This is a genomic window from Bacillus sp. NEB1478, from assembly GCF_031582965.1.
Taxonomy (GTDB): Bacteria; Bacillota; Bacilli; order Bacillales; family Fictibacillaceae; genus Fictibacillus.
The window spans coordinates 3,585,139-3,608,862 of sequence record NZ_CP134049.1; the positions used below are offsets into that span (position 1 = coordinate 3,585,139).

A 23,724-nucleotide genomic window follows, 5' to 3' on the forward strand; every position below is an offset into this window, starting at 1 on the left:
ATTTTATCCTCAAATGAAGCAAGCTGCATTCCTCAAATAAGAAAGAACCTAAACAAGTCGTTTAGGCTCTTTCCATCAATTTTCAAAGTTATCAAGCAATGCACGCACTTCATCTGTTGATTTCGTGTTCATTAATTGATTTCGTAATTCAGCAGCCCCAGGGAATCCTTTTACATAGATTTTGAAAAAGCGATGAAGCCCTGAGATTGAACGCGGCACTTCTTCCGCATATTGATCTTGAAGGTCAAGCTGCAGTCTTAAAAGATCAAGGTATTCTTTACTGCTGTGCTCTCTTGGCTCTTTTTCAAAAGCAAAAGGATTTTTAAAAATTCCTCGCCCGATCATTACACCATCAATACCGTATTGTTCAGCAAGCTGCAGACCGGTTTGTCGGTCAGGAATGTCTCCATTGATTGTTAGCAGCGTATTTGGTGCGATACGGTCACGTAATTTTTTGATTTCCGGAATAAGCTCCCAATGCGCATCTACTAGGCTCATTTCCTCTCTTGTACGTAAATGAATGGAAAGGTTCGCAATATCCTGATTTAAAATATGCGTAAGCCACTCCTCCCACTCATTTACCTCCTTGAAGCCAAGTCGTGTTTTCACGCTGACAGGCAGCCCGCCCGCTTTTGCTGCTTGAATAAGTTCTGCAGCAACATCCGGACGGAGAATAAGGCCACTCCCTTTACCTCTCTGTGCCACATTCGGCACCGGGCAGCCCATATTAATATCAATGCCTTTAAACCCCATCTCTTTCATGCCAATACTCATTTGACGGAAATATTCAGGATTATCGCCCCAAATATGTGCCACCATTGGCTGTTCATCTTCTGTAAACTTCAAACGGCCGCGGACACTTTTTATACCCTCCGGATGACAGTAACTATCTGAGTTTGTAAACTCTGTGAAAAACACATCCGGCCGGCCGGCTTCACTTACAACGTGACGAAAAACAACATCTGTCACATCTTCCATTGGTGCAAGTACAAAAAATGGACGTGGTAAATCACGCCAAAAATTATCTATCATTTTACGCTCATATCCTCTCGACATATATACAACTTCAAAATCCCGGTAAAAAATATTCTTTTACACTTATATCATGACTGCTAACTGATTATCAATCTCTGTATATTGATAATTTATGGAAAATCTATAATGTTTTTTGATACTGAATGGTATTTTCACAAACAAAAAAGCAGGTGGCATAGAATTTTTCTATCTCAGCTGCTTTCCTATTATACTAACTCCAAACACGCGACCGCTTCACAATGTGTAGTTTGCGGAAACATATCTACCGGCTGTACTTCTGTTGTTTTAAAACCGCCGTCTTCAAGTACTCGGAGATCTCGTGCGAGTGTTGCCGGGTTACAGCTCACATACACGACGCGTTTTGGCTTCATTTCAATAATTGTCTTTAAAAGCTCTTCATCGCATCCTTTACGAGGCGGATCAACTACGATTACATCTGGTGTGATCCCTTGTTTCTTCCACTCCGGGATGACTTCTTCTGATTTTCCAACTGCAAACTCTGCATTTGTAATTCCGTTCAGTTCGGCATTTCGTTTCGCATCTTCAATCGCTTCTGGTACAATTTCGACACCGTACACTTTTTTCGCTTTTTGTGCAAGGAATAACGAGATTGTTCCGATTCCGCAGTATGCATCGATTACAGTTTCGTCACCGCTTAGTTCAGCGTATTTTAACGCTTGATCGTAAAGAACTTTCGTCTGATCCGGGTTAATCTGATAAAAAGACCTTGCTGAAATCGCAAACTTAATGTCTCCGATATTGTCATAAATGTACTCAGCGCCCCAAAGAACTTTGGTTTCATCTCCAAAGATTACGTTTGTTCGTTTTGTGTTTACGTTTTGCACAATGGATTTGATTTCAGGTAGAGCTGTTGTAATGTCATCAATAATCTTTTTTCTTTGCGGCAAGTCTTTGCCATTCGTTACGAGGACGATCATTAAATCGCCCGTTGTTTTTCCGTAACGTGCGATAATATGGCGTAGCATTCCTTTATGCTTTTCCTCGTTATATGCACTGATGTTGTATTTATTTACGATTTCTTTTACTGCTTGAACAGCATCGTCATTTGTATCACCTGTGATGATGCAGCTATCCATTTCGACGATTTCATGACTTCGTTTTTGATAAAATCCTGTGATGATTCGGCCGTCCCGCTCACCTACTGGCACTTGGGCTTTGTTTCTATAACGCCATGGTTCGTCATCCATTCCAAGCGTCGGCAAAACAGGGACGTTTTCTAATTTTCCGATACGAGTTAGAACGTCTTCAACCTGTTTTCGTTTATATTCGAGTTGTCCAGCATATGATAAATGCTGCAGCTGACAGCCTCCGCACCATTTATAGATGGGACATGGCGGCTCTACACGCTCTTGGCTCGGTTCAATCAATTCTTCCAAACGGCCAAAACCGAATCCTTTTTTTAACCCAACTACTTTTACCTTCGCACGCTCCCCTGGCAACGTGTTCGGTACGAACAAAGTAAACCCATTTACGCGGGCAACTCCCGCGCCTTCATGGGTTAAATCTAATATTTCAACTTCATAGCTTTCATTTTTATGAACAGGCAAATCAGCCTTCGTCATTTTCATCGTCCTTTTCGTCCTTTATGCTTTACTGATTGTAGCACAACTGAAGAAGTACACCAAATACCGGTGCGCAAAAACAGACCTGAAAAATCAGGTCTGTCGTATGTTAAGCAGCATGTTCGGTTGATGTTGTGTAATCTCTTCCTGTCCTCTCTACCTTATTCCAATTTTTATTATTAATGAAGTAAGCCACTGTGCCGTAAATAATGGCTGTCATGATGATGAATCGATAGATGAAAATGTCAAAGAAAATAACGAAAGCTAGAATCACGTCTTCTTTCTCTTGGAAGAAAAATCCGTGTTTTTCACTCATTTCGATCGCTAGTTCATCGTAAACATAACCAAGAAGGAATATATACACCACATAATAGACCAAGAATGTTAACGAAAAGAAATGTCCATTGAAAAAATCAATGAGTACGGCGCCTGTCATTACATAAACCGCAAGTGTACCTGATACGAAACCTTCTACAATATAGAAAAAGGATACTGGTTTTTTGAAAAATGTTTTAAATAAAAATGGTCCATAGTGGATGAAACAATCCACAAAAGCCTTTTGCCAGCGTACGCGTTGTTTAAACAAATCCCCCCAAGTCTCAGGAAGTTCAGTAAATCCTACTGCATCTGGAATGAGCGCTACTTTTCTTTTCTTGTCTTTTTCAATATATTTATGCATCTTCAACGTAATATCGATATCTTCTCCAATGGTCGCACGGTATCCGCCAACATCAATCAATGCTTTTTTCGTAAAAATACCAAAAGCGCCGGAGATCACGCCTAACGCATTAAATCCAGCTAATGAAATTTTGTTAATATAAAAGGCTCTTAAAAAATCAAGTGCTTGAGCCCGCACAAGCATCTTTGCTTTCCGGAGGGAAAGTCCATGCATCGGTTCTTCTACCTTTGTTTGTAATACATGCACTACACCGCCTGCTGCTACTACATTCTCATCATGGAATTTGCGGTTAACGGCAGCAAGTGCTTTATTCGTTACAATGGTATCTGCATCCAGTGTGATGACTAATTGCTTACTGGAATATTCGATTCCTGCATTTAAGGCATCTGCTTTTCCGCCGTTTTCTTTATCAATAACAAAGACGTTCGGATATAGTTCAGATTGATAACAATTTTTTACTTTCTCATGCGATAGTTTCTTTATTGGCTTTTTAGCCGACGGTTTTAACTGTAATAAAAAATCGAAATAGTTTAACGTCGTATCCTTAGAGCCATCATTAATGAAAATAACCTCTAAATTAGAGTAAGACAGCTCTTTAATGCTATTAATAGCTGTATCTAAGATTCTTTGTTCGTTATAGCATGGAATTAAGATACTCATACCTTTCTCTTCATATTCAAGGTCTCCATCTCCAGTATGATGTTCTTCCTTTTTAAAAGACCGGAAACAATGGATCGAATGAATAATGGGAAAGAGAATAGATAAGAAAAAGAAAAAATACAACAAGTATTCCAAAATACCCCTCCTTCACTATAAAGTTGTTCTAGTTATAGTGTTTGGAAGAGCAAACCTTCTTTCTGTGGGTGACAATTAATGTAAGGGTTTACATGACAGAGACTTAATACTATTAATAAAACCTTAATATGAAATAGGGAAAAGGGGACTGTCCCTGAACAATTTATTTCCCTTTCTGTTACTTAGGATTTATATATAGGCATTTGTCCATTTTTATATTGGTTTTTATCTTGTTTTTATTTTCCCGTTCTTTTTCTACCTAGTTTCTCCATGGGTATTTCCCATGACGTTCGATGCTCAAAACAAAAAAAGACTCAAAAGGGCTTATTGACCTGCGCCTTTTTGAGTCTTTTCTTTTATCCATTAAGTTTATTTAGTTGCCTGCAGCTTTCACAGCTTCGTATGCATTTACATATCCTGCTCCGACTTCATGCAGCTTGTATCCTGGCATCGGATCTGCTGTGGATTCCAACAGTTGCAGAACTTGATCAGGTGTTAAATTAGGATTGGCTTCATACAGCAATGCTGCTACTCCAGAGATATGCGGTGTTGCCATGCTCGTTCCGCTCGCTGTTGTGTAGTATGGCAGATATTCTGGTGCAATGTAATCTTTATCTTTTACCGTTCCTAGCGTGTTTATGACAACCCCGGTTTTTGATTTTGTCGAGACGATATCCACACCAGGCGCTGTTATGTCTGGATGAAGAAGTGCATCTCCTTCAACTCCACGAGATGAGAAGTCAGCTAACTGTTTGTCCTTCGTTCCAGCTGCGACCGAAATCACCCATGGTGCTGCAGAATATGGGTTTAATGTGTTGTCGTCTGGTCCTTCGTTACCTGCTGCGAATGATACGACCATTCCAGCATCATGAGCTTGTTTACTCGCTACGTTAATCGGGTCGTTCGGTGAATACTCACCTGTTGAACCCCAGCTGTTAGAAATGACGTTTATCCCGTATTTATCTTGATTTTTCAATACGTAATCAAAAGCTTCAAGTGCCCAAAGGATATTGATTCCTTCTCCCGTTCCGAGGCCAACTAGCTTAGCGTCTGGAGCAATCCCTGTATATAAACCTGCACTTTGTGATCCTAGTCCTGCTATTGTTCCCGCAACATGTGTTCCGTGGCCGGAAGATGTATCCGTATTTACAACGTTTTCAAGGTATGTGGCATCCTCGGAGAAAATATCTTGTCCTACTAAGAACTTCACGTTTTGTACCACTTTTTCTTCACCAAACGGAAGATCAGGATGCGTACCATCAATACCGCTGTCGATCACAGCAACGGTCGTGCCTTTTCCTGTGTAGCCCAATTCATTCCACACGCGTTCGGCACCTATTAGCTTTCGGCTTTCATTCATTAAATAATGAAGGTCTTTGTTGTAGTAAATGGAAACGGCATTCAGGTTGCTTGTAAGTAATGACGTTAGCTCCAGCTTCGTTCCTTTTACTGCTACCATCGGAAGCTTGCTGAACGTTTTCGTTTCTAATCCAAGATTTTTTAGTGCTGCCACATCGGAAGTACTAGGCAATGAATCATACGTTACAACAGCTTCGATCACTGTATTTGATGTAATATCTCCTAATACTTTTGTTAAAGTTTTATCTACTTCTAGACTTGATGCTGCCTTAACGTTTTGCTGAGGTGTGAAAAAAGCAACGGCTAAAACAGCTGTTAAACATATGGAAAGTATCTTTTTCATATATTCTCCCTCCACTTCTAAAATATTTGTCTTAATTTTCTAACAAGATTTAGAAGCGAACAATCGTACAAAAGGATAAAATGTGCTATGGGAAACGGTCTATGTCCATTACTCCTTTTGATATAACCCGAAAAAGTTATGTAAGTATTTCTTACTGCTTTTCTTTACAAACTTAAAATTAAACAAATATTGTCATTCAAATTGACATTCTTGTAATCCGCTAGTTATAAAAAACTACATTATTTTTACAACAGTACGTAAGGCCTGAAAATAGATTTGGGGAGGTAAACATACTTCGTTTGGTTACGAAAAACAGCCTTTATTTTTTACGAACAACAATAATACTGTAAAGACCATTGAGGACCTTGTATTCTTTCATTATTTCGAGAGGCAGTTTATTTTTTATTTGATAAAAGTCACGATTAATATCTGTTCCAATTGCTGACGTAAATGTATTGAATAATTTTCTAATCAGATTTGGATTTGTATGAGCATCAATAAATTTATCAAAAATTAATATTGTGCCTCCTGGAGCCAGACACTCTATCGTTCTTTCAAGTACTTTTCCAGGTGTCTCTGCAACACTCAAAATAAGATTCAAAACGACGACATTAAAAGTTTGATTGGGAAAAACCATTTCTTCTGCATTCATCTGATGAAGGGTTATGTCCCGTCCATTCTTTTTTCCAGCGGCTATCTTTAACATATGTTCTGAAAGATCAATCCCGGTAACCTTGGCATGATCAGGCAAAAAAGGGAAGTCTTCTCCCGTTCCGACTCCAACTAAGAGAATAGTTTCCCCGTGAATTATATTTATTTCAGAAAAAGCTTGCTGGCGTGCTTTTCTAAACAGACGATTACCCATAAGTTTATCGTAAAACGGTGCAAGCCTTTTGTACTTATTCATATTTGAAAGATTTTTCACTCTTAGCTATCCCCTATCTCCCGACTTTTTTCAAGTTAAGATATTGATATAATTGCAAAAAAAGAACACCTTAAGCACTTATGCCCTCGGTGTTCATTCTTGTATGGTTTGTATTATGATTTAATTCTTTCTTTTGGTACTAGTAGTTGGAAGTGATGATGCAGATTTTCGAACTCACCTGGCAAGATGCCGCCTAGTTCTCCATCTAAGTTAATCTGCATTTTTTCACGTGGTGTTACTTTTACACGCTGAGCTTTTTTGTAGATTACGTGATCATCGTGAATGTGTTCTCCACGGATAGCAAGAGAAGCAATACGTACAAATTCAGCAAGATTCGTTTTCTTTAAAATGATTACGTCGAAAAGACCATCGTGGAATTCAGATGCTGGTGCTAGTTTTTCAAAACCGCCAACAGAGTTTGTATTTGCCACTAAGAAAAGCATGATTTCGCCTTCATATTTATCTTGACCGTCAAATTCGATTTCAACGTATGTCGGACGGATCGAAGGAAGCATCTCGATTCCTTTTAGGAAATACGCGAGCTGTCCAATCATCGTTTTGAGCTTGCTTGGCACTTCATAAGTAAGCTCTGTAATGCGTCCTCCGCCAGCAATGTTAATGAAGAATCTATCGTTTACTTTTCCAATATCGACAGGCATTTGAGCGCCGCCGCACAGTACGTCACAAGCTCCTTCAATCGTACGCGGTACACCGACTGCTCGTGCGAAGTCATTTGTAGTCCCCGCTGGAATGATTCCCAGCATTGGACGATCTTCAAGTCCTGCAAGTCCGTTCACGACTTCATAGATTGTTCCATCTCCGCCTGCTGCTATCACTAGATCGAATCCGCGCTCACCCGCTAATTTTGCTGCACGTGTAGCACAGCCCTCTTCTGGTGTAGTCGCATGGCAAGAAGTTTCATAACCTGCGTTTTCAAGTCTATTTAATATATATGGAAGTTGTTTTTTTACAGTTTCTCGTCCAGAACTCGGATTGTAGATCAGTCTTGCTCGTTTCATAATGTTCACCTTCGTCATTTGACTTCTATTAAAAGCTTTAACTTAAACCTTTAGCTGTATAACCACAAAAAACAGCCCAGGATGGACTGCTTGTCAATTCTTCTTATATTATAAGGATTCATCCCATAAAAAGCAAAGCTGTATCTATCAGGGAAATGTGTTTAAATTGTGTCTAAATTGACTAGGGTCTGTCCCGGGGTCAGACCCCGGGACAGACCCCCTGCAATTCTCAAACAATTCACTTTGGATCGAATAAAGGATTTTCATGTCTCTTTATGGAATTTTCTAGATGAGGAGTGTGTATGATGGAAAAAACGACTATTGAAATTTCTTTATCCACCCCTGCAGACTATGCAGGTCTAATAGAGATCGACCATCTTGTTTGGAACATAGAAACAACACCTGCACCAGATATCCACTGGGATTCACCAGAGGATTATGGAAGACAGTTCCCTGCAGGAAGTCAGATTGTTGCACGGAGCAACGGAAAAGTTTGCGGCTACATTTTTTACAAAGATGTTTTTCCGGTTCCCTCCAACCTGCATGTAGCAGATGTTGCAATGGCAGTTCATCCAGATTTCCAAGGTCAGAACATTGGCTTTGAACTGATGCGTGCTGTTGAAGAATTAGCACGTGATAACGGGAAAAGAAAACTTTCTTTACGTGTTTTAGCAAGTAACGAAAAAGCCATACGTTTTTACAAAAAATGCGGTTATCAAGAGCAAGGAAGGCTTGTCGAAGAATTTTATTTAAATGGGCGTTTTGTCGATGACTTACTTCTTTACAAGCATATTTAAAACAGAACTTCATAGGTTTACTAAAGTACTGCAAATCTTTTAGGAGGTGTTGCTATGCTGTGGCTCATTCTCTTTTCACCGCTCATCTTGGTAATTTTGCTGGCGGTTTTCCTTAACTGGAGAGCAAAAAGACGCAACATGAAATTCAACCTGGACCATACTCCTGAACAATACGTTAGTAATCAAAATCAAATCAACAATGCAGCTGCAAGAGTAAATGCCATGCGCAACAATCATGATGGAGGCGGTGGCGGTTTCTAAGGCGGGATTACATTCCTGTCTTTTTTTGCGCACTCATATTCATAAAGGAGTAATTACATGTCACACACACTAGCCATTTCTGGCAGCACGATTATGTCTGATACTTCCCGCTTAAATGATCTTTTCATAAAAAATATTGAACACATCGAAATCGGTGAATTGGAAAACGAACAAGCTTTCCAAACTTTTTTACAGCTAGTCCAGCAGCACAATAAAACGTTCGGATTGCATTCACCTCTATTACGCAACGGCAGTAAATACGATTTGCTAGAAGAATTTCAATACAAACCAGAAGAAGCTTGGGCTCAGTTTGAAAAGGAAGTGAAACGCATGTCTGATTACGGTGCACAATACATCCTTGTTCATTTTCCTTATTTTCAGCACGAAGCTGCCGACCCTGTAAAACAGATCGAAGAAGGATTAAAGAGTTTATCAAAGCTACAATCAGCATACGGAATTCAAATCGTTTGTGAACCAAAGTTAGGCTTATTGAAATCCCCGAAAAACATTCAGTATTTAGATCAATTTCCTTTAGATGTATGGGGTCGATATGGTCTAAAACTTTGCATCGACATCGGTGATTATCTGTTGGCCGGCCACGAATCTGCTCTCTCGAAGATACAAAAGTGGAAAGACCATATTAAAGTCATTCATTTACATAACATCGAGTTCACAGAGGACAAATACATATGGATTCCGATTCATCCTTCTCATGAAACGGACGGTGTGCATTTTCCGATTCAAGAGATACTCACTTTCCTGGAAACTTGCCCTGACCTTTTTTGGGTGCTAGAACATACTCCACATTCCAATCCTGACATGGAATTTGTTACAGAAGGCATAAACTGGCTAAAACAAAATATTTTAAAATGACACAACTTAACAATTGAATAGAGAACTTGGAGGACGCCCTTATGAAACATTTAAAAATTGCATTATTTCTTGGTTTACTCGGCATGATTGCAGGAGCATTCGTTTTCCCGTATCAGCTTGATGCACTCAAAATCTCGCTCGGTGAGGCTGAGTACACAAAAATGATCGATCAAATTCCTGTTTCTATGACAGTAGTAGCTATCGTTACCGTGCTTCAAATCGCAGTGTTAACAACTGTGCTGAGTTGGATCGGACTTAAACTCACAACAAGGACCGGACTCATACTCCCTCTCATCACACCATGGATTCTTGAAAAAAAGAAACCCGTGATTGACCAATCTGGATTAAAGCTTGCTGTAGTCGGTGGAATAGTGGGAGCCATTTTCATGATCGGTGCTGACGTGCTTCTTTTTCAGCCTTATATTCCAAAGCTCGGAAACGGAGAAAGCGTAGTCTGGTGGAAAGCTCTTCTTGGCGGAGCCTTATACGGAGGGATTGTAGAGGAAGTTCTGATTCGATTATTCCTCATGACATTGATTGTTTGGATCCTTGCTGTATTGTTCAAAAAGAAAAAAGGTGAACTTCCAAATGCGTTTTTCTGGATCGGATTAATTATCGCAGCACTTCTATTTTCAGCTGGCCATTTACCGGCAACCGCTAAACTTTATGATGGTTTAACACCAATTCTCATCACACGTGCATTTGTACTCAACGGCGTTCTTGGGTGTCTATTCGGCTATATCTACTGGAAAAAAGGGTTAGAATACGCGATGATCTCACACATGTGCGTTCATGTTGTGAACCAGCTCATCCTAATACCGCTTTTATCACTACTTTAATTAGATGATGTCCCTGAAGGTGATGTGAACCATCACTTTTTGGGGTATTTTTTTATGTTTCGATCCGTGATTCGAATGTGTTAATGAATTAAGTCTGATTTTTAATAATTAAGTCTCCTCGAACCTTAATTAAGTCTAACTTCACCATATATAGGCCTTTCTACAAATTTTGACAGCCGAAGCACAAAAAATATATCCTCCACAATAAAATTGCCAAAATAATACATTCTTTTCACTTTCATTTCTGTTACAAATATTTTACAATTATTACAAACTGAATTTTCTAATAATTATATGAGATCGAGGTGTCCAATGAACTTCTCACTAAAGCGCTATTTCAACCGAGTTAGATCTATCGTCTTCGGAATATTAATAATCAGTATTTTACCTCCTCTTTTGATCGGTTTTAATTCGATGCAGACTTTCAAGGCATGGGCTTTTTCTATTAATGGTATAGAACGCGATCTTTTTCCTGATATTTTTGACAAATATAAATATTCGATGACTATATTCTTTGCCTCTTTATTAATCGGATTAATCATTGCCTTAATTCTTACCTTCCTGACTACCCTTCTTCCAAAAATTCTTCAACAGATGATCTTTGGATTTTTAACTTTATTAGAATCTTTACCCGATTTATTTATCGCCGTCTCACTTCAATTCATAATCATTTACATATTCAAGAGAACTGGCTGGCTAGTTGCTGATGTAACGATGTTCTTCAATAAACCTATTTATTTGCTGCCCATTATTACTCTTTCCATTTTGCCTACCATCCAATTATTTAAGATGACGCTGCTATTGATGAAGGAAGAGCAGCAAAAATCTTATGTAACAGTTGCTAGGGCTATGGGTCTTGGCCGACTCTATATCACATTAAAACACGTGTTTCGAAATATCATTACTAGCTTGTTCCAATATTACAAATCGATTTTTGTATTTATGCTATCCAATCTATTAATCGTGGAATATGTATTTAATTTAAATGGTTTTATGATTACCATGCTTTATTCCCGAGGAGTTGCTTTTGTTGTGACTGCTCTTATCCTCGCATTGCCGTTTTCATTGGTATTTGAACTCGTAGAAAACTACGCCGGATCCAGAAGCAAACAAGAAAAGGAGGAAGCCGCATGATCTTAAAGGTATTGAAACAGCCGCAGTTTTTGATCGGATTTATATTTATAATAGCATTGCTTATTTTCAGCTATAATTGGCCAGGCATATTAGATGTTAATAAAGAGAAGTCATTGGAACTGCTTAGTTATAAATATAATGATAAAGGTATTATGATCGGTGTCCCTCCATTTAAGCCTTCTGATGAACCGCCTTTCGGTACAGATTCAGTAGGAAAAAATTTATTTTATCAAATAATAGACGGTGCGAAATACACCATTCTTATTGCACTCGGAATTGCCTTTTTCAGAGTTCTGTTTTCTTTAGTCATTGCTTTGTTAAATCCAAAGTCGAAATTTAATTTTTTGGATGATCTCGTCCAAGCTACGCTTTACATTCCAGGTACAATTTTAGCGTATATGCTAATGACTGCGCTGTTATCAAGACAAACCGTGCAGCCTATGAGCTCTACAAAATTAATTATTATGCAATGCTTAATTTTAATATTGATTGGTGTATTGCCCTTGATCTCCACTTTTTCTAAAGAAATAAATTCACTTTTAAATAAAGATTATATTGTCAGCACCATCGCACTGGGCTCTAAAAAGACATATGTTTATTACAAACATGTTCTGCCAGAGCTTACAACTAAATTGGTATTGGTTTTTGCGCAGCAAATGATTCAATCTCTTATCCTCCTTGCTCACTTAGGCGTACTGGCTATTTTTATAGGGGGCTCCCTGACACTTATGGTTGGAGACCCTCGTTCTCCAACCCCATTTCCTATTCCATTAGAGGGGGAATGGGCGGGAATTATCGGAATGTCTTATAGCAAAATGATGGTTACTCCTTGGGTAATATTATTCCCGCTTGCTTTCTTTGCGGTAACCATTTTCGCTATTAATCTCATGATTCGAGGTATTCAAAACTCTGTTGATGTAAAAAAGACTTAAAATGAGGTGAAATATTTGAATCCATCCGTGCTGCAAATCAAGAATCTGCAAATCTCTTTCGGAGATAAAAAAAATACATTCACTGCTGTATCTGATGTAAGCCTTGATGTTAAAAAAAATCAAACTGTTGCTTTAATCGGAGAATCCGGATCTGGGAAAAGCATTTCTTCCCTTTCTGTTCTGCAGCTTTTGCCTGCTAATGGAAGAATCGAAAACGGAGAAATCCATTTTAAAGATCAGGACATTGTAAAATTAACCGAAAAAGAAATGAAGAAACTGAGAGGCAATGAAATCTCAATGATTTTCCAGGATGCGATTGCTTTACTTAATCCTGGCATGAAAGTCGGTGTTCAAATTACAGAAGGACTTAAATATCATAAGCTGATGCCTAAGTCAGATTTGAAATCTGAATCTCTTAAACTTCTGAAACAAGTAGGTTTTAACAACCCTGCTTATGTATATAACCAATATCCTGACCAGCTGTCAGGCGGGATGAAACAGCGGATTCAAATTGCAATGGCAATTTCCTGCAAGCCTCAACTTATTATTGCAGATGAACCTACAACATCACTTGATGTGACCATTCAACGACAAGTTCTGGATTTAATCAATTCTTATAAAGAAAACCATGATGCATCCGTTTTAATGATCACGCACGATTTCGGTGTCGTTGCTGAATATGCGGACTGGGTGTATGTCATGTTTGGCGGCCATATCGTGGAATCGGCAGATGTCTTTACAATATTTAAAAATCCTGTACACCCTTATACAAAAGCACTCATTGGGAGCATTCCGAACCCTGAAGATGGAGATAAACGCCTCAAAACGATTCAAGATTACGCGTTCGACAATGTGGGATACGAGGGCAGACCGTTCGCACCTGAGATGTTTTCATCTGAGAGCAAAGTATTTCATGCTCCTTCTTCACTTGTTGAAGTGGAACCTGATCATTATGTACGTGTTTTTACTGAAAGCGAGGTAGTCGCCATTGGCTAATCCATTATTGAGTTTACAGAATCTAGCGAAGTATTTTGAAGACTCCACTGGCATCCTTAAAGCAGTAGATGGTGTTTCTCTCGATATTTATCCAGGTGAAACACTTGGAGTTGTTGGGGAATCCGGTTCTGGAAAAACAACATTGGGCCGTACACTTATGCGTTTATACAGACCTGAACACGGTAACATTTTGTTTGATAACCGGGATATTACAAAATTAAATGAAAATAAATTAAGACCTTTACGAAAAGAAATTCAAATGATTTTCCAAGATCCCTATGAATCATTGAGTCCTCGTTTAAAGGTTGGAGAAATTCTTGAAGAACCCTTATATATTCAAAAAATAGGAACGAAACAAGAGCGCACCGAAAAAGCTTACAGTATGCTGGAAAAAGTAGGACTTCCGAAAACATCCTTTTACAAAACGATTCACGAATTTTCAGGCGGGCAGCGTCAACGGGTCGGTATTGCACGTGCACTTATGCTGGAACCGAAATTCATTATTGCAGATGAGCCGGTTTCTGCGCTGGATGTATCGGTTCAAGCTCAAGTATTAAATCTATTGAAAGACTTACAAAAGGAATTAAACCTTACCTATCTATTCATCTCTCATGACTTGGGTGTTGTGCACTATATGAGTGATCGTGTGGCCGTAATGTATCTTGGACATTTAATTGAATTAGCACCTAAAGATGAACTGTTCCGAAATCCGATTCATCCCTACACAAAATCACTGTTAGCTTCCATACCGGTTGCGGACCCTGAGCGGAGGAATCCATTCAGAGAACCAATCATGCTTCCGGAAAAACCGTTGTATCCACCACAGCTCGTTAATATCGGAAACGATCACTTCGTCTCTGCCAATGTAGTCAGCATTAAAGAATATGAGATTGAAAACCCTCATAAACAATTGAGCTATAACTAAAAGCTGCCGGAGTGATCCGGCAGCTTTTTCTTTACCCTTTTAAAATAAATTCATTTCCGTCTTCGTCTTTAAACTGTACGAAAGTTCCCCATTGCATCACTTGAGGCTCACCAAGCATTTCTACCCCGCTGCTCTTCATGCGGTCGTAATCTCCTTGCACATCATCTGTTTCAAATACAATTGAAGGTCTTTTCTCCTCCCAACCTTTCATCATCGCTTTTGGGTAGATTACAAGATTTGATTGTGCGTCTTTCGGTCCTACCTCCAGCCAGAATGAATCGGGTCCCATCGGAAATTCGGCTTTCACTTCAAATCCGACTTTCTCTGTCCAAAATGACTTGGCTGCCTGCTGATCCACAACATAAACGGCAACCGTCGCAATACGTTTAATCATAGACTAATAGCTCCTTTATTTTATTTTAATAGCCTTAAACCAAAACTCCAACGCGTCCATAGGCTCTTCTCTAGTGTGTGCATAATACAATTTTACATCACCTGGCTCGATGTTTTCTGGCAAAGTGAACGAAAACGTAAATTCTTTATCTGTTTTCAAATCGAAAATCTGAGGTTTCACTTTTGGATGCGGCTTCTTATCTACCCAATCTTTTACTTGTCCGTTTAAAAAATCCCAGTCCGCTTTTTTGTAGTTTTTCATCCTATCACGTTTCACACTTAAAACTTGCTCGTTATTCGGAACATAGAATACAAGAAAATCAGAAGGAAATCGGTAGCCATCTAAGCGGTCTTTCCATGTTCCAGTGACATAGTAAGTATGATTTTCTTTTTGCACAGAGAACTGCACAGAATCTGGATTTGTATGATACGAAGATTCATAAATAAAATAACCAATAAATCCAATCGTAATCATGGCAGGACTAAATAAAACTAATGATAATATCCGTTTTCTTTTCCACAAACGAATCCCTGCAACCACACAGCCAATAATGATAAATAGGATAATAGCACCCATGAATTTTTCTCCTTAGATGTTTATGTATTATTTCTTTTCTTTTTCAGTATGACAAACAAACTGACAACAAAAGCTCCTGAACTGACGATTATGGCGAGCAGTGTACCAATCCATGCCATGAACAGATCATCACCTGGAAAAGCAGGTTCTAGCGTTGAATATTTCCAGACGACCCATCCAATAAAAACAAGAAAAAAGGAGCTGCCGATACAAGCAAATTTAATCTTATCTGTATAAGACCCCTGCCAAGTTTCTGAAAAAAGATACCAAATGAACATGCTAAGCGGGATACAAATGATTAAGCAAATCGGCATTCCAAAGGGAACATAAAAGAAGAGTATAATAGCCAATGCAAATAATAGAGCGTTTGTTAGAAACATAGCCGCTCCAGCTATCCAATGATTTGTACTTAGCTTACTATCTTTCAGTTTGAACCTAATACTTGTCACAAACCCGGCTGGTACCCACACCTTTTTGGCGGATAAAAGAACAACAGTTAAAATCATCCCCAGTAAAATCAATATCGTCATTCTAAATTACCCCGCAATCCCATTATCGTATTCAATAATATTACCACTTATTGGTATTTAATAGAATGAAAAATAAGCAACCCAAGATTGGGCTGCTCATTTTTTATCTTTTCTTCAATTCTTCTACAATCAATTTATTAACTAGCGGCGGGTTTGCTTTCCCCTTTGTTTCTTTCATCACTTGGCCGACTAGGAATCCGACTGCTTTTTCTTTTCCGTCTTTATAATCAGCAACAGATTGCTCGTTTGCATCGAGTATTTTTACAACGATTTCGCGAATTGCTCCTTCGTCAGAAATCTGGACAAGTCCTTTTTCCTTAACGATTTTTTCTGCGTCTCCACCGTTCTCGATCAATTCTTTAAATACGGTTTTAGCGATTTTGTTAGAAATCGTTCCGTTTTCAATAAGCTTGATCATGACAGCAAGTCCTTCAGCAGTTAATGCTGTTTGCTTCAGCTCTTTGCCTTCGTTATTCAAGTATGCACTCACTTCACCCATGATCCAGTTTGAAGCTTGTTTTGCATCGGCTCCGGCATCGATCGCCGCTTCAAAGAAATCGGCCATCTCTTTTGTCATCGTAAGTACTTTTGCATCGTATTCCGGAAGTCCAAATTCACCAACATATCTCTTTTGGCGGGCATCCGGCAGTTCTGGAATTTCCGATTTCACTCGATCCATCCACTCTTCATCAATAAAAATGGACACAAGATCAGGCTCAGGGAAGTAACGATAGTCGTCAGAACCTTCTTTTACACGCATAAGAATTGTCGTTTTGGAAGCTTCATCATAGCGGCGCGTTTCTTGAAGAATTTCTCCTCCAGCAGAAACGACTTCACGCTGGCGCTTCTCTTCATGCTCTAATCCTTTTTGAACAAAAGCAAACGAGTTCAAGTTCTTCAGTTCTGCCTTCGTTCCAAACTCCTCTTGACCGACTGGGCGAATGGAAATGTTAGCATCACAGCGGAGTGATCCCTCTTCCATTTTACAGTCCGAAACTTCGGTGTATTGAATAATCGCTTTTAATTTTTCTAAGTACGCATACGCTTCTTCAGGTGTACGGATATCTGGCTCTGAAACGATTTCCACTAGCGGCGTTCCTTGACGGTTAAGGTCAACGAGTGAACCATCCGCTGTATGTGTCAGTTTCCCCGCGTCCTCTTCCATATGAATACGTGTGATTCCGATCTTCTTCTTATTTCCGCCAACTTCGATCTCGATCCATCCGTGTTCCCCGATCGGCTTATCAAACTGCGATACTTGATATGCTTTCGGGTTATCTGGATAAAAGTAGTTTTTGCGATCAAATTTCGTTTCCCGATTGATCTCACAATTTAGCGCCAGTGCTGCACGCATCGCAAAGTCAACCGCCTGGTGGTTCACAACTGGCAGAACGCCTGGGTGTCCTAAACAAATCGGACAAACATTCGTGTTAGGCGGTGCACCAAAGTTTGTAGAACAGCCGCAGAAAATCTTTGTGTTTGTTTTTAGCTCAACATGTACTTCTAATCCAATAATCGTTTCAAATTCGCTCATTTTCTGCACCCCCTACAGCTTCGGCTTTGCCTTATGATGTTCTGTTGCTTGTTCAAACGCATGTGCGACTCGATAGAGCATTTTTTCATCAAAATGCTTCCCGATGATTTGAAGCCCAATCGGCAAACCGTCTGAGAATCCGCATGGTACAGAAATCGCCGGCACACCCGCTAAGTTTACAGGAATCGTTAAAATATCGTTCATGTACATCGTTACAGGGTCTTTTACCATCGATCCGCATTTAAATGATGCAGATGGTGTTGTCGGCCCGATGATAACATCATATTTTTCAAAGATGTTTGTAAAGTCTTCTTTTATCAGCGTACGTACTTTTTGCGCTTTTTTGTAATAAGCATCATAGTATCCAGAGCTTAATGCAAAAGTCCCAAGCATGATACGACGCTTCACTTCTTCCCCAAATCCTTCACTGCGCGATTGCTTGTACATATCGATCAAGTTGTTGCTGTTATCTGAACGCAGTCCGTACCGAACGCCGTCAAAACGGGAAAGGTTCGCTGAAGCTTCAGATGAAGACAGCAAGTAATAGGTTGCTAATGCATAGCGTGAATGCGGCAGAGAAACTTCTTCCCATGTTGCTCCCAATCCTTCAAGCACCTTCAACGCCTTCATCACGTTTTCTTTAACGCCAGCCTCAACGCCTTCGCCAAGGTATTCTTTTGGAACCGCGATCTTCAGCCCTTTTACTTCACCAGTTAAAGATGCCAGATAATCAGGCACATCTACCTTTGCAGAAGTGGAGTCCATCGGATCGTTTCCTGCAATGACCTGAAGCAGGTATGCGTTGTCTTCAACTGATTTTGTAATCGGTCCGATCTGGTCGAGTGATGACGCAAAAGCCACTAATCCGTAACGTGAAACAAGACCGTAAGTGGGTTTCAATCCAACTACGCCACAGAATGCAGCTGGCTGTCGAATCGAACCGCCTGTATCAGATCCTAATGAAAAAAGGACTTCTCCCGCTGAAACGGATGCTGCGGATGCACCTGATGATCCGCCTGGAACGCATGACAAATCCCACGGGTTAAACGTCGGGTGGAACCCCGAGTTTTCGTTCGATGAACCCATGGCAAACTCGTCCATGTTCAATTTTCCGATTGTTACTGTGTCAGCAGCTGTCAGTCGTTCTACAACAGTTGCATCATAAATCGGTTCAAAGTTTTCTAGAATGCGAGAAGCGCAAGTTGTGCGGATCCCTTTTGTGACAATGTTGTCTTTAATTCCAATCGGCATTCCGAACAGAAGTCCTCTGTCAGCGCCAGATACAAGCTTTTCATCAAGCTGTTTCGCTTTAATGCGGCTATATTCTTCATTCAATGTTAAAAAAGCTTTTACTTTATCATCAACTTGATGAATGCGGTCAAATGATGCATCTACAAGATCTGAAACGCTTAAGCTTTTTTTATGTAATAGTTCATGCAGTTCTGATATTTTTTTATCTAAAATCGACATGCGCGGTGGTTCCTCCTACTCTAAAATGTTTGGAACTTTAAATTGTCCATCTCTTTGTGCTGGCGCATTTTTCATCGCCTCATCAACAGATACTGAATTTCTTACTTCATCTTCACGAAGGACATTCTTCAGATCCAAAACGTGCGTAGTCGGCTCCACGTTTTCAGTGTCAAGCTCGTTCAATTCTTCGGCAAACCCTATAATTTTGTCTAATTGCTGTGTCAGCAATTCGGTCTCTTCTTCTGTAACCGCTAATCTGGCTAAATGAGCCACATGTTTCACTTGTTCTTTCGATATTCGAGACAAGCTAAGCCACCTCCAAAACTTCTTGTTGCAAAGTATTATTCTGATGATAACAAAAACCGCGCAGTATAAGCAACTAAGCCGAGTAAGAGGAATAAATTTCTAGTGAGATTTAGCAGAGAATCAGGGGATTGAGTCTAATTATGGAAAATTGAGTCTCTTTGTGAGCTGATTGAGTCTCTTTTTGAGTGAATTGAGTCTCTTCCATACAGAATTGAGTCTCTTTTGAAATTATTGAGTCTTTCTACAAATTTCGACACTATTCGCCCAAAAAAAAACGGCCCAAACAATCTGGACCGATTTAAACTCACTATAAAATTAAATTCCCCACTCATGAAGTTCTAATCGGCGAACGCCTTCTTTTACATATGGATCTTCTTCTGCTAACTTTTGAGCTTCTTCCATTGATTCCGCTTTGTATACGACCATGCCTCCAGCACCATCAGTAAAAGGTCCTTTTAAATGAACTTTTTCCTGCTCAACAAGTGCTGCTAGGTAATCCAGGTGCGCTTGACGATATTCTTGATTCAATTCCGGTTTTTCCATATATAAGATTGCTGCGAAGTATGCCATGTGCTCCAGCCTCCCATTTTTTATGTACGCTACCGCCTTTATATTACTATACGGAATAGGGTTTAAAAAGAAAAACACCCGCCGCTGCGGATGTTTAGTCTTTTCCATAGCTGGAGTCTTTTGTGGGGTGCTTAAGCATGCCTTCTTTTGGTGGTATCTTTTTTTCGATGAGGTCACGGTTTTGGTTCGTGTTCCAGCCGATATCATTTGTCGGATGAACCCAATTTTCTCCTGACATGATTTCTGGATCTGTGTCCGTACTCCAGTTGTTTAGCGGTGAATTCGGTGAATCATAAAAACTGTCACCGATCACGACCCCGTGTTCGTTCTCAAATGGTGCCTCCATTTTCATACCGGCACTTTTAAAGTCAGGCGAGCTGATTTGATGAGGCATTGTTTCGTCTAAATTGACTTCTTGAAGCTTCTTCTTCTGTTCCTTATCTTGTTTCGACATAAAAACACCTGCTTTCCAGACTTATTTATACGATTAACGTTTCCTGAAAGCCGAATAATCATCCGTTATCGAACAAAATATCTGTTACAACAGCTGAGGACAGGCAGTTTTATTGCTGAATTAGCTTTTAGCAGTACATATTAGTTGTATTCCCACACTTTACTCCGATATACTCAGACTTTTTCATCACAATCTCACACTTTTTAATGTGAATGACACAAAAATGCTAAACATAATCGCAATTCGATAAAATTCGACACACGCGCCAACCTCAATCAGGCAATCGCACCTAAACACCTTCTTAATGAAAAAAAGCCTCTCCCTTAAAAAAGGAAAGGCTTTTCGATCAACTAATTAAAGTGTTTCTGAAGTTGTTTTTGCTTGCATGTGAAGGATTAGGTAGTCTGGTCCGCCTGCTTTTGAGTCAGTCCCAGACATGTTGAATCCGCCGAACGGCTGGTATCCAACAATAGCACCTGTACATCCACGGTTGATGTAGAAGTTACCTACGTGGAACTCTTCGCGTGCGCGCTCAATGTTTTCACGGTTGTTTGAAAGAAGTGCTCCAGTTAGACCGTAGTCTGTGTTGTTTGCGATTTCCATCATGTGATCGAAGTCACGTGCTTTACTTACGGCTACAACTGGTCCGAAAATTTCTTCTTGCATCAAACGAGCTTTTTCATCTACATCAGCAAAGATTGTTGGCTGAATGAAGTAACCTTTAGAGTCGTCGCCTTCCCCACCAGTCATCAAACGACCTTCTTCTTTTCCGATTTCGATGTATTTCATGATTTTATTGAAAGAAGCTTGGTCGATTACTGGCCCCATGTAAGTGCCAACTTCTTCTGGGCTTCCCATAGTTAATGTTTTCGTTAAAGCTACTGCTTTTTCTAGAACTTCATCGTAAACGTCTTGGTGGATAACTGCACGAGATCCAGCAGAACATTTTTGTCCGGAGAATCCGAACGCAGAGTACACGATTGAGCTTGCTGCTAAGTCAAGATCAGCATCACGGTCAACAACGACTGTGTCTTTTCCGCCCATTTCAGCAATTACACGCTTCAGCCAGATTTGTCCAGGCTGTACTTTAGCTGCACGCTCATAAATGCGGCAGCCTACTTCACGAGAACCTGTGAAGGATACAAAACGAGTTTTCGGGTGGTCTACTAGGTAGTCACCGATCTCTGCTCCGCTACCTGGAACAAAGTTAAGTACGCCTGCAGGAAGACCTGCTTCTTCCATAACTTCTACGAATTTCGCAGCAATAACTGGTGTAGAGTTAGCTGGCTTAAGAAGTACAGAGTTTCCGCCAACGATCGCTGCAACAGTTGTACCTGCCATGATCGCGAACGGGAAGTTAAATGGAGAGATAACGATACCTACTCCTAATGGGATATAGTTAAATTTGTTGATTTCACCATCACGGCTTACAACTGGCTGACCAGCTTTAAGCTTTATCGCTTGGCGAGCATAGTATTCAAGGAAATCAATTGCTTCAGCTGTGTCAGCATCTGCTTCTCTCCATGGCTTACCTGCTTCTTTTGTAAGCATTGCAGAGAACTCATACTTACGGCGGCGAATGATTGCTGCAGCACGGAACAAGATGTTCGCGCGGTGCTCAGGATCCCACTTCTTCCAAGATTCAAATGCAGTTAAAGCAGCTTGCATCGCTTGTTCAGCATGATCTTGAGTAGCTTTGGAAACAGATCCAATCACTTCTTCTTTGTTTGCTGGATTTATAGAAACGATTTTTTCATCGGTTGTTACTTTTTCACTTCCGATAACAAGCGGATATTCTTTACCTAGGTCAGAATTTACTAGCTTCAAACCTTTTTCATAAGCTTCCTTGTTTGCAGGAACTGAAAAATCCATAAATGGTTCATGACGGTATTCACGTGTCATAATATATCCCCCTCCTATTAAAGCGGTTTCAAAATTGGTTAACCCACGTATATTCTACATTATCCATTACTTTTGTTCAAACAATCAGAAATAGTCAGAATACTTAATATTTCGATGAAAAAGCGTCATTGTGCATCTTCTTACTTCTTGCTGAATGATTAATTAAGTTTTTCCACATTCAGAGGAAAATTCTGTTTTAAAAAACGAATAAATATGTATCGAACCCATTCACCAATAAAAGACCCGCTGAAAACTTTAGCGGGTCTCATGCAAATCATTATTTACGATAAATATGAACGAACGGCTCGTCCTGAGTCGTTTCGTCTTTTACGATCAAAGCCTCTGGCTGATCGACGGCTGAGTTAATATAAACCTCAATCGGAACGTTCGGCAGCTCGTCTAAAGCAGAAGTGGCCACAAATTGGGTAAAAGAGATAAGTTCTGCTTTGCCGCGGAATTGAACCGGAATTTCCACAGACATTCGCTCTAAATTCCCATCTTTGTAGAATCCTCTTCCGATGACACCGATAAAGTTCGGAAAGTATTGCTGAACTTTCGCTTTAAACGAATTAAATTTCTCATAATCATCACGTTTATTTTTGGAAGCTGCACTTGACGGGAACAGAACGTAGTCTTCATTCACGTCTTCCCATGAACTAACACTGTTGCTTCCTTTTTTCACAACACCTGCTCCAAAAAAGTTTCCAGGCGTTACGGAATCACGTTCTTCCTCTTGATAAAGAGCAATAACGATTGGAACATCTTGCAGTTTAGGATTTGAGCGCAGACGGCTTGCAACCTCACCTGCCATTTTTTTCGCTTCAGCCTTAACCTTATTACGGTCCAGCTTCACTTGGCCTGGATAAATCAAACCTGCCTTGTCTTTTGCATCATAGTAGTATGTTGAGTTAAAAGATAAACCAACAACCACACCGCCGAGTTTAACTTTTCCATCTCCACTCTGAACAAGATAGTTGTGCTCTAAAACATAAGAAAGGTACTTCGGGTTTTTCTTATTTGCCTCTAGCAAATTATCGGTATACTTCGGATCATTTTCATTGATTTTCACACCGAGTGCTGGGTTTAATCCTTTTTGATTAAAATCACTTTTGCTTTTATTCGATTTTTCATCGGCTCTTTTCAGCCAATTGGTTACCGTAGATTCATTCAAAAATTGGCCTTCTTGAAAAAAGTATTTATCTGTACTGAACGTTTCTTGAGCAACACGCATCAAGCCCATTTCAAATTCGTTAATATCCAGCCGGTTATCGACCCCAAAACGAATTACACCACGCGCACCACCTGGTTCAAAAGGAAAAATGCTTCGGTAATATTTTTCCCCTGTGTTGATTTCTCCAGTGATTATTGCCTTTTCGTCTTTCTTCCCCTTCTCCTGTACAACCTTCTCTTCTTTTTCCAGCTCATCTTTACCAAAACAGCCAGTTAAAAGCAGTAAAAGACTTAAGGATAAAAGGCTAACCCGTTTGATCATT

General features: G+C 39.8%; 24 protein-coding genes. 8 read left to right on the plus strand and 16 right to left on the minus strand.

Annotated elements, in window-relative coordinates; translation table 11 throughout:
* Window positions 1-75 precede the first annotated feature (75 nt).
* The 6 genes from RGB74_RS18195 to RGB74_RS18220 all read right to left on the minus strand — a co-directional run bounded on the left by RGB74_RS18195 (window position 76) and on the right by RGB74_RS18220 (window position 7,738).
* Entirely contained in the window at window positions 76-1,032 is a 957-nt protein-coding gene (locus tag RGB74_RS18195; RefSeq protein WP_310760679.1) for a tRNA dihydrouridine synthase, read from the minus strand.
* Between the two features lie 209 nt (window positions 1,033-1,241).
* A complete protein-coding gene (rlmD, locus tag RGB74_RS18200) occupies window positions 1,242-2,618 on the minus strand; it encodes a 23S rRNA (uracil(1939)-C(5))-methyltransferase RlmD (protein WP_396136079.1) in 1,377 nt (458 codons plus the stop codon).
* 109 nt (window positions 2,619-2,727) lie between these two features.
* On the minus strand, window positions 2,728-4,092 hold the full coding sequence (locus RGB74_RS18205) for a glycosyltransferase family 2 protein (RefSeq protein WP_310760681.1): 1,365 nt from the start codon (window positions 4,090-4,092) through the stop codon (window positions 2,728-2,730).
* A 373-nt stretch (window positions 4,093-4,465) separates the two neighbouring features.
* A complete protein-coding gene (locus RGB74_RS18210; protein WP_310760682.1) occupies window positions 4,466-5,794 on the minus strand; it encodes a S8 family serine peptidase in 1,329 nt (442 codons plus the stop codon).
* 319 nt (window positions 5,795-6,113) lie between these two features.
* Window positions 6,114-6,719, minus strand: a complete 606-nt coding sequence (locus tag RGB74_RS18215; protein ID WP_310760683.1) for a class I SAM-dependent methyltransferase — start codon at window positions 6,717-6,719, stop codon at window positions 6,114-6,116.
* Between the two features lie 113 nt (window positions 6,720-6,832).
* Complete coding sequence (locus RGB74_RS18220) at window positions 6,833-7,738, minus strand: diacylglycerol kinase (RefSeq protein WP_310760684.1); 906 nt, start codon at window positions 7,736-7,738, stop codon at window positions 6,833-6,835.
* A gap of 305 nt (window positions 7,739-8,043) precedes the next feature.
* Between RGB74_RS18220 and RGB74_RS18225 the strand changes: the two genes are divergently transcribed.
* The 8 genes from RGB74_RS18225 to RGB74_RS18260 all read left to right on the plus strand — a co-directional run bounded on the left by RGB74_RS18225 (window position 8,044) and on the right by RGB74_RS18260 (window position 14,495).
* On the plus strand, window positions 8,044-8,535 hold the full coding sequence (locus RGB74_RS18225; RefSeq protein ID WP_310760685.1) for a GNAT family N-acetyltransferase: 492 nt from the start codon (window positions 8,044-8,046) through the stop codon (window positions 8,533-8,535).
* Window positions 8,536-8,589: 54 nt separating this feature from the next.
* Entirely contained in the window at window positions 8,590-8,796 is a 207-nt protein-coding gene (locus RGB74_RS18230; RefSeq protein WP_310760686.1) for a hypothetical protein, read from the plus strand.
* A gap of 57 nt (window positions 8,797-8,853) precedes the next feature.
* Window positions 8,854-9,669: a sugar phosphate isomerase/epimerase family protein gene (locus RGB74_RS18235; RefSeq protein ID WP_310760687.1), complete on the plus strand. Its 816-nt coding sequence runs from the start codon at window positions 8,854-8,856 to the stop codon at window positions 9,667-9,669.
* A 41-nt stretch (window positions 9,670-9,710) separates the two neighbouring features.
* The gene (locus tag RGB74_RS18240) at window positions 9,711-10,508 is read left to right on the plus strand and encodes a CPBP family intramembrane glutamic endopeptidase (protein WP_310760688.1); all 798 of its coding nucleotides are present in this window, start codon (window positions 9,711-9,713) and stop codon (window positions 10,506-10,508) included.
* A gap of 312 nt (window positions 10,509-10,820) precedes the next feature.
* Window positions 10,821-11,642 (plus strand): ABC transporter permease subunit, encoded by an 822-nt coding sequence (locus RGB74_RS18245; RefSeq protein WP_310760689.1) that lies wholly within the window; start codon window positions 10,821-10,823, stop codon window positions 11,640-11,642.
* The gene (locus RGB74_RS18250) at window positions 11,639-12,574 is read left to right on the plus strand and encodes a hypothetical protein (protein ID WP_310760690.1); all 936 of its coding nucleotides are present in this window, start codon (window positions 11,639-11,641) and stop codon (window positions 12,572-12,574) included. The genes RGB74_RS18245 and RGB74_RS18250 overlap by 4 nt, the downstream gene beginning before the upstream one ends.
* Before the next feature lie 15 nt (window positions 12,575-12,589).
* A complete protein-coding gene (locus RGB74_RS18255) occupies window positions 12,590-13,570 on the plus strand; it encodes an ABC transporter ATP-binding protein (protein ID WP_310760691.1) in 981 nt (326 codons plus the stop codon).
* Complete coding sequence (locus RGB74_RS18260) at window positions 13,563-14,495, plus strand: ABC transporter ATP-binding protein (RefSeq protein WP_310760692.1); 933 nt, start codon at window positions 13,563-13,565, stop codon at window positions 14,493-14,495. Before RGB74_RS18255 ends, RGB74_RS18260 begins: the two co-directional genes overlap by 8 nt.
* Window positions 14,496-14,526: 31 nt before the next feature.
* Here RGB74_RS18260 and RGB74_RS18265 read toward each other — a convergent pair whose 3' ends face one another.
* The 10 genes from RGB74_RS18265 to RGB74_RS18310 form a co-directional block, all read right to left on the minus strand.
* Window positions 14,527-14,889, minus strand: a complete 363-nt coding sequence (locus RGB74_RS18265) for a VOC family protein (protein ID WP_310760693.1) — start codon at window positions 14,887-14,889, stop codon at window positions 14,527-14,529.
* A gap of 15 nt (window positions 14,890-14,904) precedes the next feature.
* Window positions 14,905-15,465, minus strand: coding sequence for a hypothetical protein (locus RGB74_RS18270; protein ID WP_310760694.1), 561 nt, complete (start codon window positions 15,463-15,465; stop codon window positions 14,905-14,907).
* A 20-nt stretch (window positions 15,466-15,485) separates the two neighbouring features.
* A complete protein-coding gene (locus RGB74_RS18275; protein WP_310760695.1) occupies window positions 15,486-15,995 on the minus strand; it encodes a hypothetical protein in 510 nt (169 codons plus the stop codon).
* A 103-nt stretch (window positions 15,996-16,098) separates the two neighbouring features.
* Window positions 16,099-17,529, minus strand: coding sequence for an Asp-tRNA(Asn)/Glu-tRNA(Gln) amidotransferase subunit GatB (gatB, locus tag RGB74_RS18280; protein WP_310760696.1), 1,431 nt, complete (start codon window positions 17,527-17,529; stop codon window positions 16,099-16,101).
* A gap of 12 nt (window positions 17,530-17,541) precedes the next feature.
* Window positions 17,542-18,999 carry an Asp-tRNA(Asn)/Glu-tRNA(Gln) amidotransferase subunit GatA gene (gene gatA / locus RGB74_RS18285; RefSeq protein ID WP_310760697.1) on the minus strand — a complete coding sequence of 486 codons (1,458 nt, stop codon included), beginning with the start codon at window positions 18,997-18,999 and terminating at the stop codon, window positions 17,542-17,544.
* Window positions 19,000-19,014: 15 nt separating this feature from the next.
* Window positions 19,015-19,305 (minus strand): Asp-tRNA(Asn)/Glu-tRNA(Gln) amidotransferase subunit GatC, encoded by a 291-nt coding sequence (gene gatC / locus RGB74_RS18290; protein ID WP_310760698.1) that lies wholly within the window; start codon window positions 19,303-19,305, stop codon window positions 19,015-19,017.
* Window positions 19,306-19,620: 315 nt separating this feature from the next.
* Window positions 19,621-19,875: a YciI family protein gene (locus RGB74_RS18295; protein ID WP_310760699.1), complete on the minus strand. Its 255-nt coding sequence runs from the start codon at window positions 19,873-19,875 to the stop codon at window positions 19,621-19,623.
* Window positions 19,876-19,969: 94 nt separating this feature from the next.
* Window positions 19,970-20,329, minus strand: a complete 360-nt coding sequence (locus tag RGB74_RS18300; RefSeq protein WP_310760700.1) for a DUF3905 domain-containing protein — start codon at window positions 20,327-20,329, stop codon at window positions 19,970-19,972.
* 354 nt (window positions 20,330-20,683) lie between these two features.
* On the minus strand, window positions 20,684-22,231 hold the full coding sequence (pruA, locus tag RGB74_RS18305) for an L-glutamate gamma-semialdehyde dehydrogenase (protein WP_310760701.1): 1,548 nt from the start codon (window positions 22,229-22,231) through the stop codon (window positions 20,684-20,686).
* 277 nt (window positions 22,232-22,508) lie between these two features.
* Window positions 22,509-23,723 carry a CamS family sex pheromone protein gene (locus tag RGB74_RS18310; RefSeq protein ID WP_310760702.1) on the minus strand — a complete coding sequence of 405 codons (1,215 nt, stop codon included), beginning with the start codon at window positions 23,721-23,723 and terminating at the stop codon, window positions 22,509-22,511.
* Window position 23,724: the final 1 nt, after the last annotated feature.

Bases quoted from the DNA above. Each gene is read 5' to 3' on its own strand.
- RGB74_RS18250 (WP_310760690.1), top strand. From the start codon at position 11,639: ATGATCTTAAAGGTATTGAAACAGCCGCAGTTTTTGATCGGATTTATA.
- RGB74_RS18245 (WP_310760689.1), top strand. From the start codon at position 10,821: ATGAACTTCTCACTAAAGCGCTATTTCAACCGAGTTAGATCTATCGTC.
- RGB74_RS18220 (WP_310760684.1), bottom strand. From the start codon at position 7,738: ATGAAACGAGCAAGACTGATCTACAATCCGAGTTCTGGACGAGAAACT.
- RGB74_RS18310 (WP_310760702.1), bottom strand. From the start codon at position 23,723: ATGATCAAACGGGTTAGCCTTTTATCCTTAAGTCTTTTACTGCTTTTA.
- gatA (WP_310760697.1), bottom strand. From the start codon at position 18,999: ATGTCGATTTTAGATAAAAAAATATCAGAACTGCATGAACTATTACAT.
- RGB74_RS18300 (WP_310760700.1), bottom strand. From the start codon at position 20,329: ATGTCGAAACAAGATAAGGAACAGAAGAAGAAGCTTCAAGAAGTCAAT.
- gatB (WP_310760696.1), bottom strand. From the start codon at position 17,529: ATGAGCGAATTTGAAACGATTATTGGATTAGAAGTACATGTTGAGCTA.
- RGB74_RS18210 (WP_310760682.1), bottom strand. From the start codon at position 5,794: ATGAAAAAGATACTTTCCATATGTTTAACAGCTGTTTTAGCCGTTGCT.
- RGB74_RS18230 (WP_310760686.1), top strand. From the start codon at position 8,590: ATGCTGTGGCTCATTCTCTTTTCACCGCTCATCTTGGTAATTTTGCTG.
- pruA (WP_310760701.1), bottom strand. From the start codon at position 22,231: ATGACACGTGAATACCGTCATGAACCATTTATGGATTTTTCAGTTCCT.
- RGB74_RS18265 (WP_310760693.1), bottom strand. From the start codon at position 14,889: ATGATTAAACGTATTGCGACGGTTGCCGTTTATGTTGTGGATCAGCAG.
- RGB74_RS18195 (WP_310760679.1), bottom strand. From the start codon at position 1,032: ATGATAGATAATTTTTGGCGTGATTTACCACGTCCATTTTTTGTACTT.
- RGB74_RS18240 (WP_310760688.1), top strand. From the start codon at position 9,711: ATGAAACATTTAAAAATTGCATTATTTCTTGGTTTACTCGGCATGATT.
- RGB74_RS18225 (WP_310760685.1), top strand. From the start codon at position 8,044: ATGGAAAAAACGACTATTGAAATTTCTTTATCCACCCCTGCAGACTAT.
- RGB74_RS18270 (WP_310760694.1), bottom strand. From the start codon at position 15,465: ATGGGTGCTATTATCCTATTTATCATTATTGGCTGTGTGGTTGCAGGG.
- RGB74_RS18275 (WP_310760695.1), bottom strand. From the start codon at position 15,995: ATGACGATATTGATTTTACTGGGGATGATTTTAACTGTTGTTCTTTTA.
- rlmD (WP_396136079.1), bottom strand. From the start codon at position 2,618: ATGACGAAGGCTGATTTGCCTGTTCATAAAAATGAAAGCTATGAAGTT.
- RGB74_RS18235 (WP_310760687.1), top strand. From the start codon at position 8,854: ATGTCACACACACTAGCCATTTCTGGCAGCACGATTATGTCTGATACT.
- RGB74_RS18295 (WP_310760699.1), bottom strand. From the start codon at position 19,875: ATGGCATACTTCGCAGCAATCTTATATATGGAAAAACCGGAATTGAAT.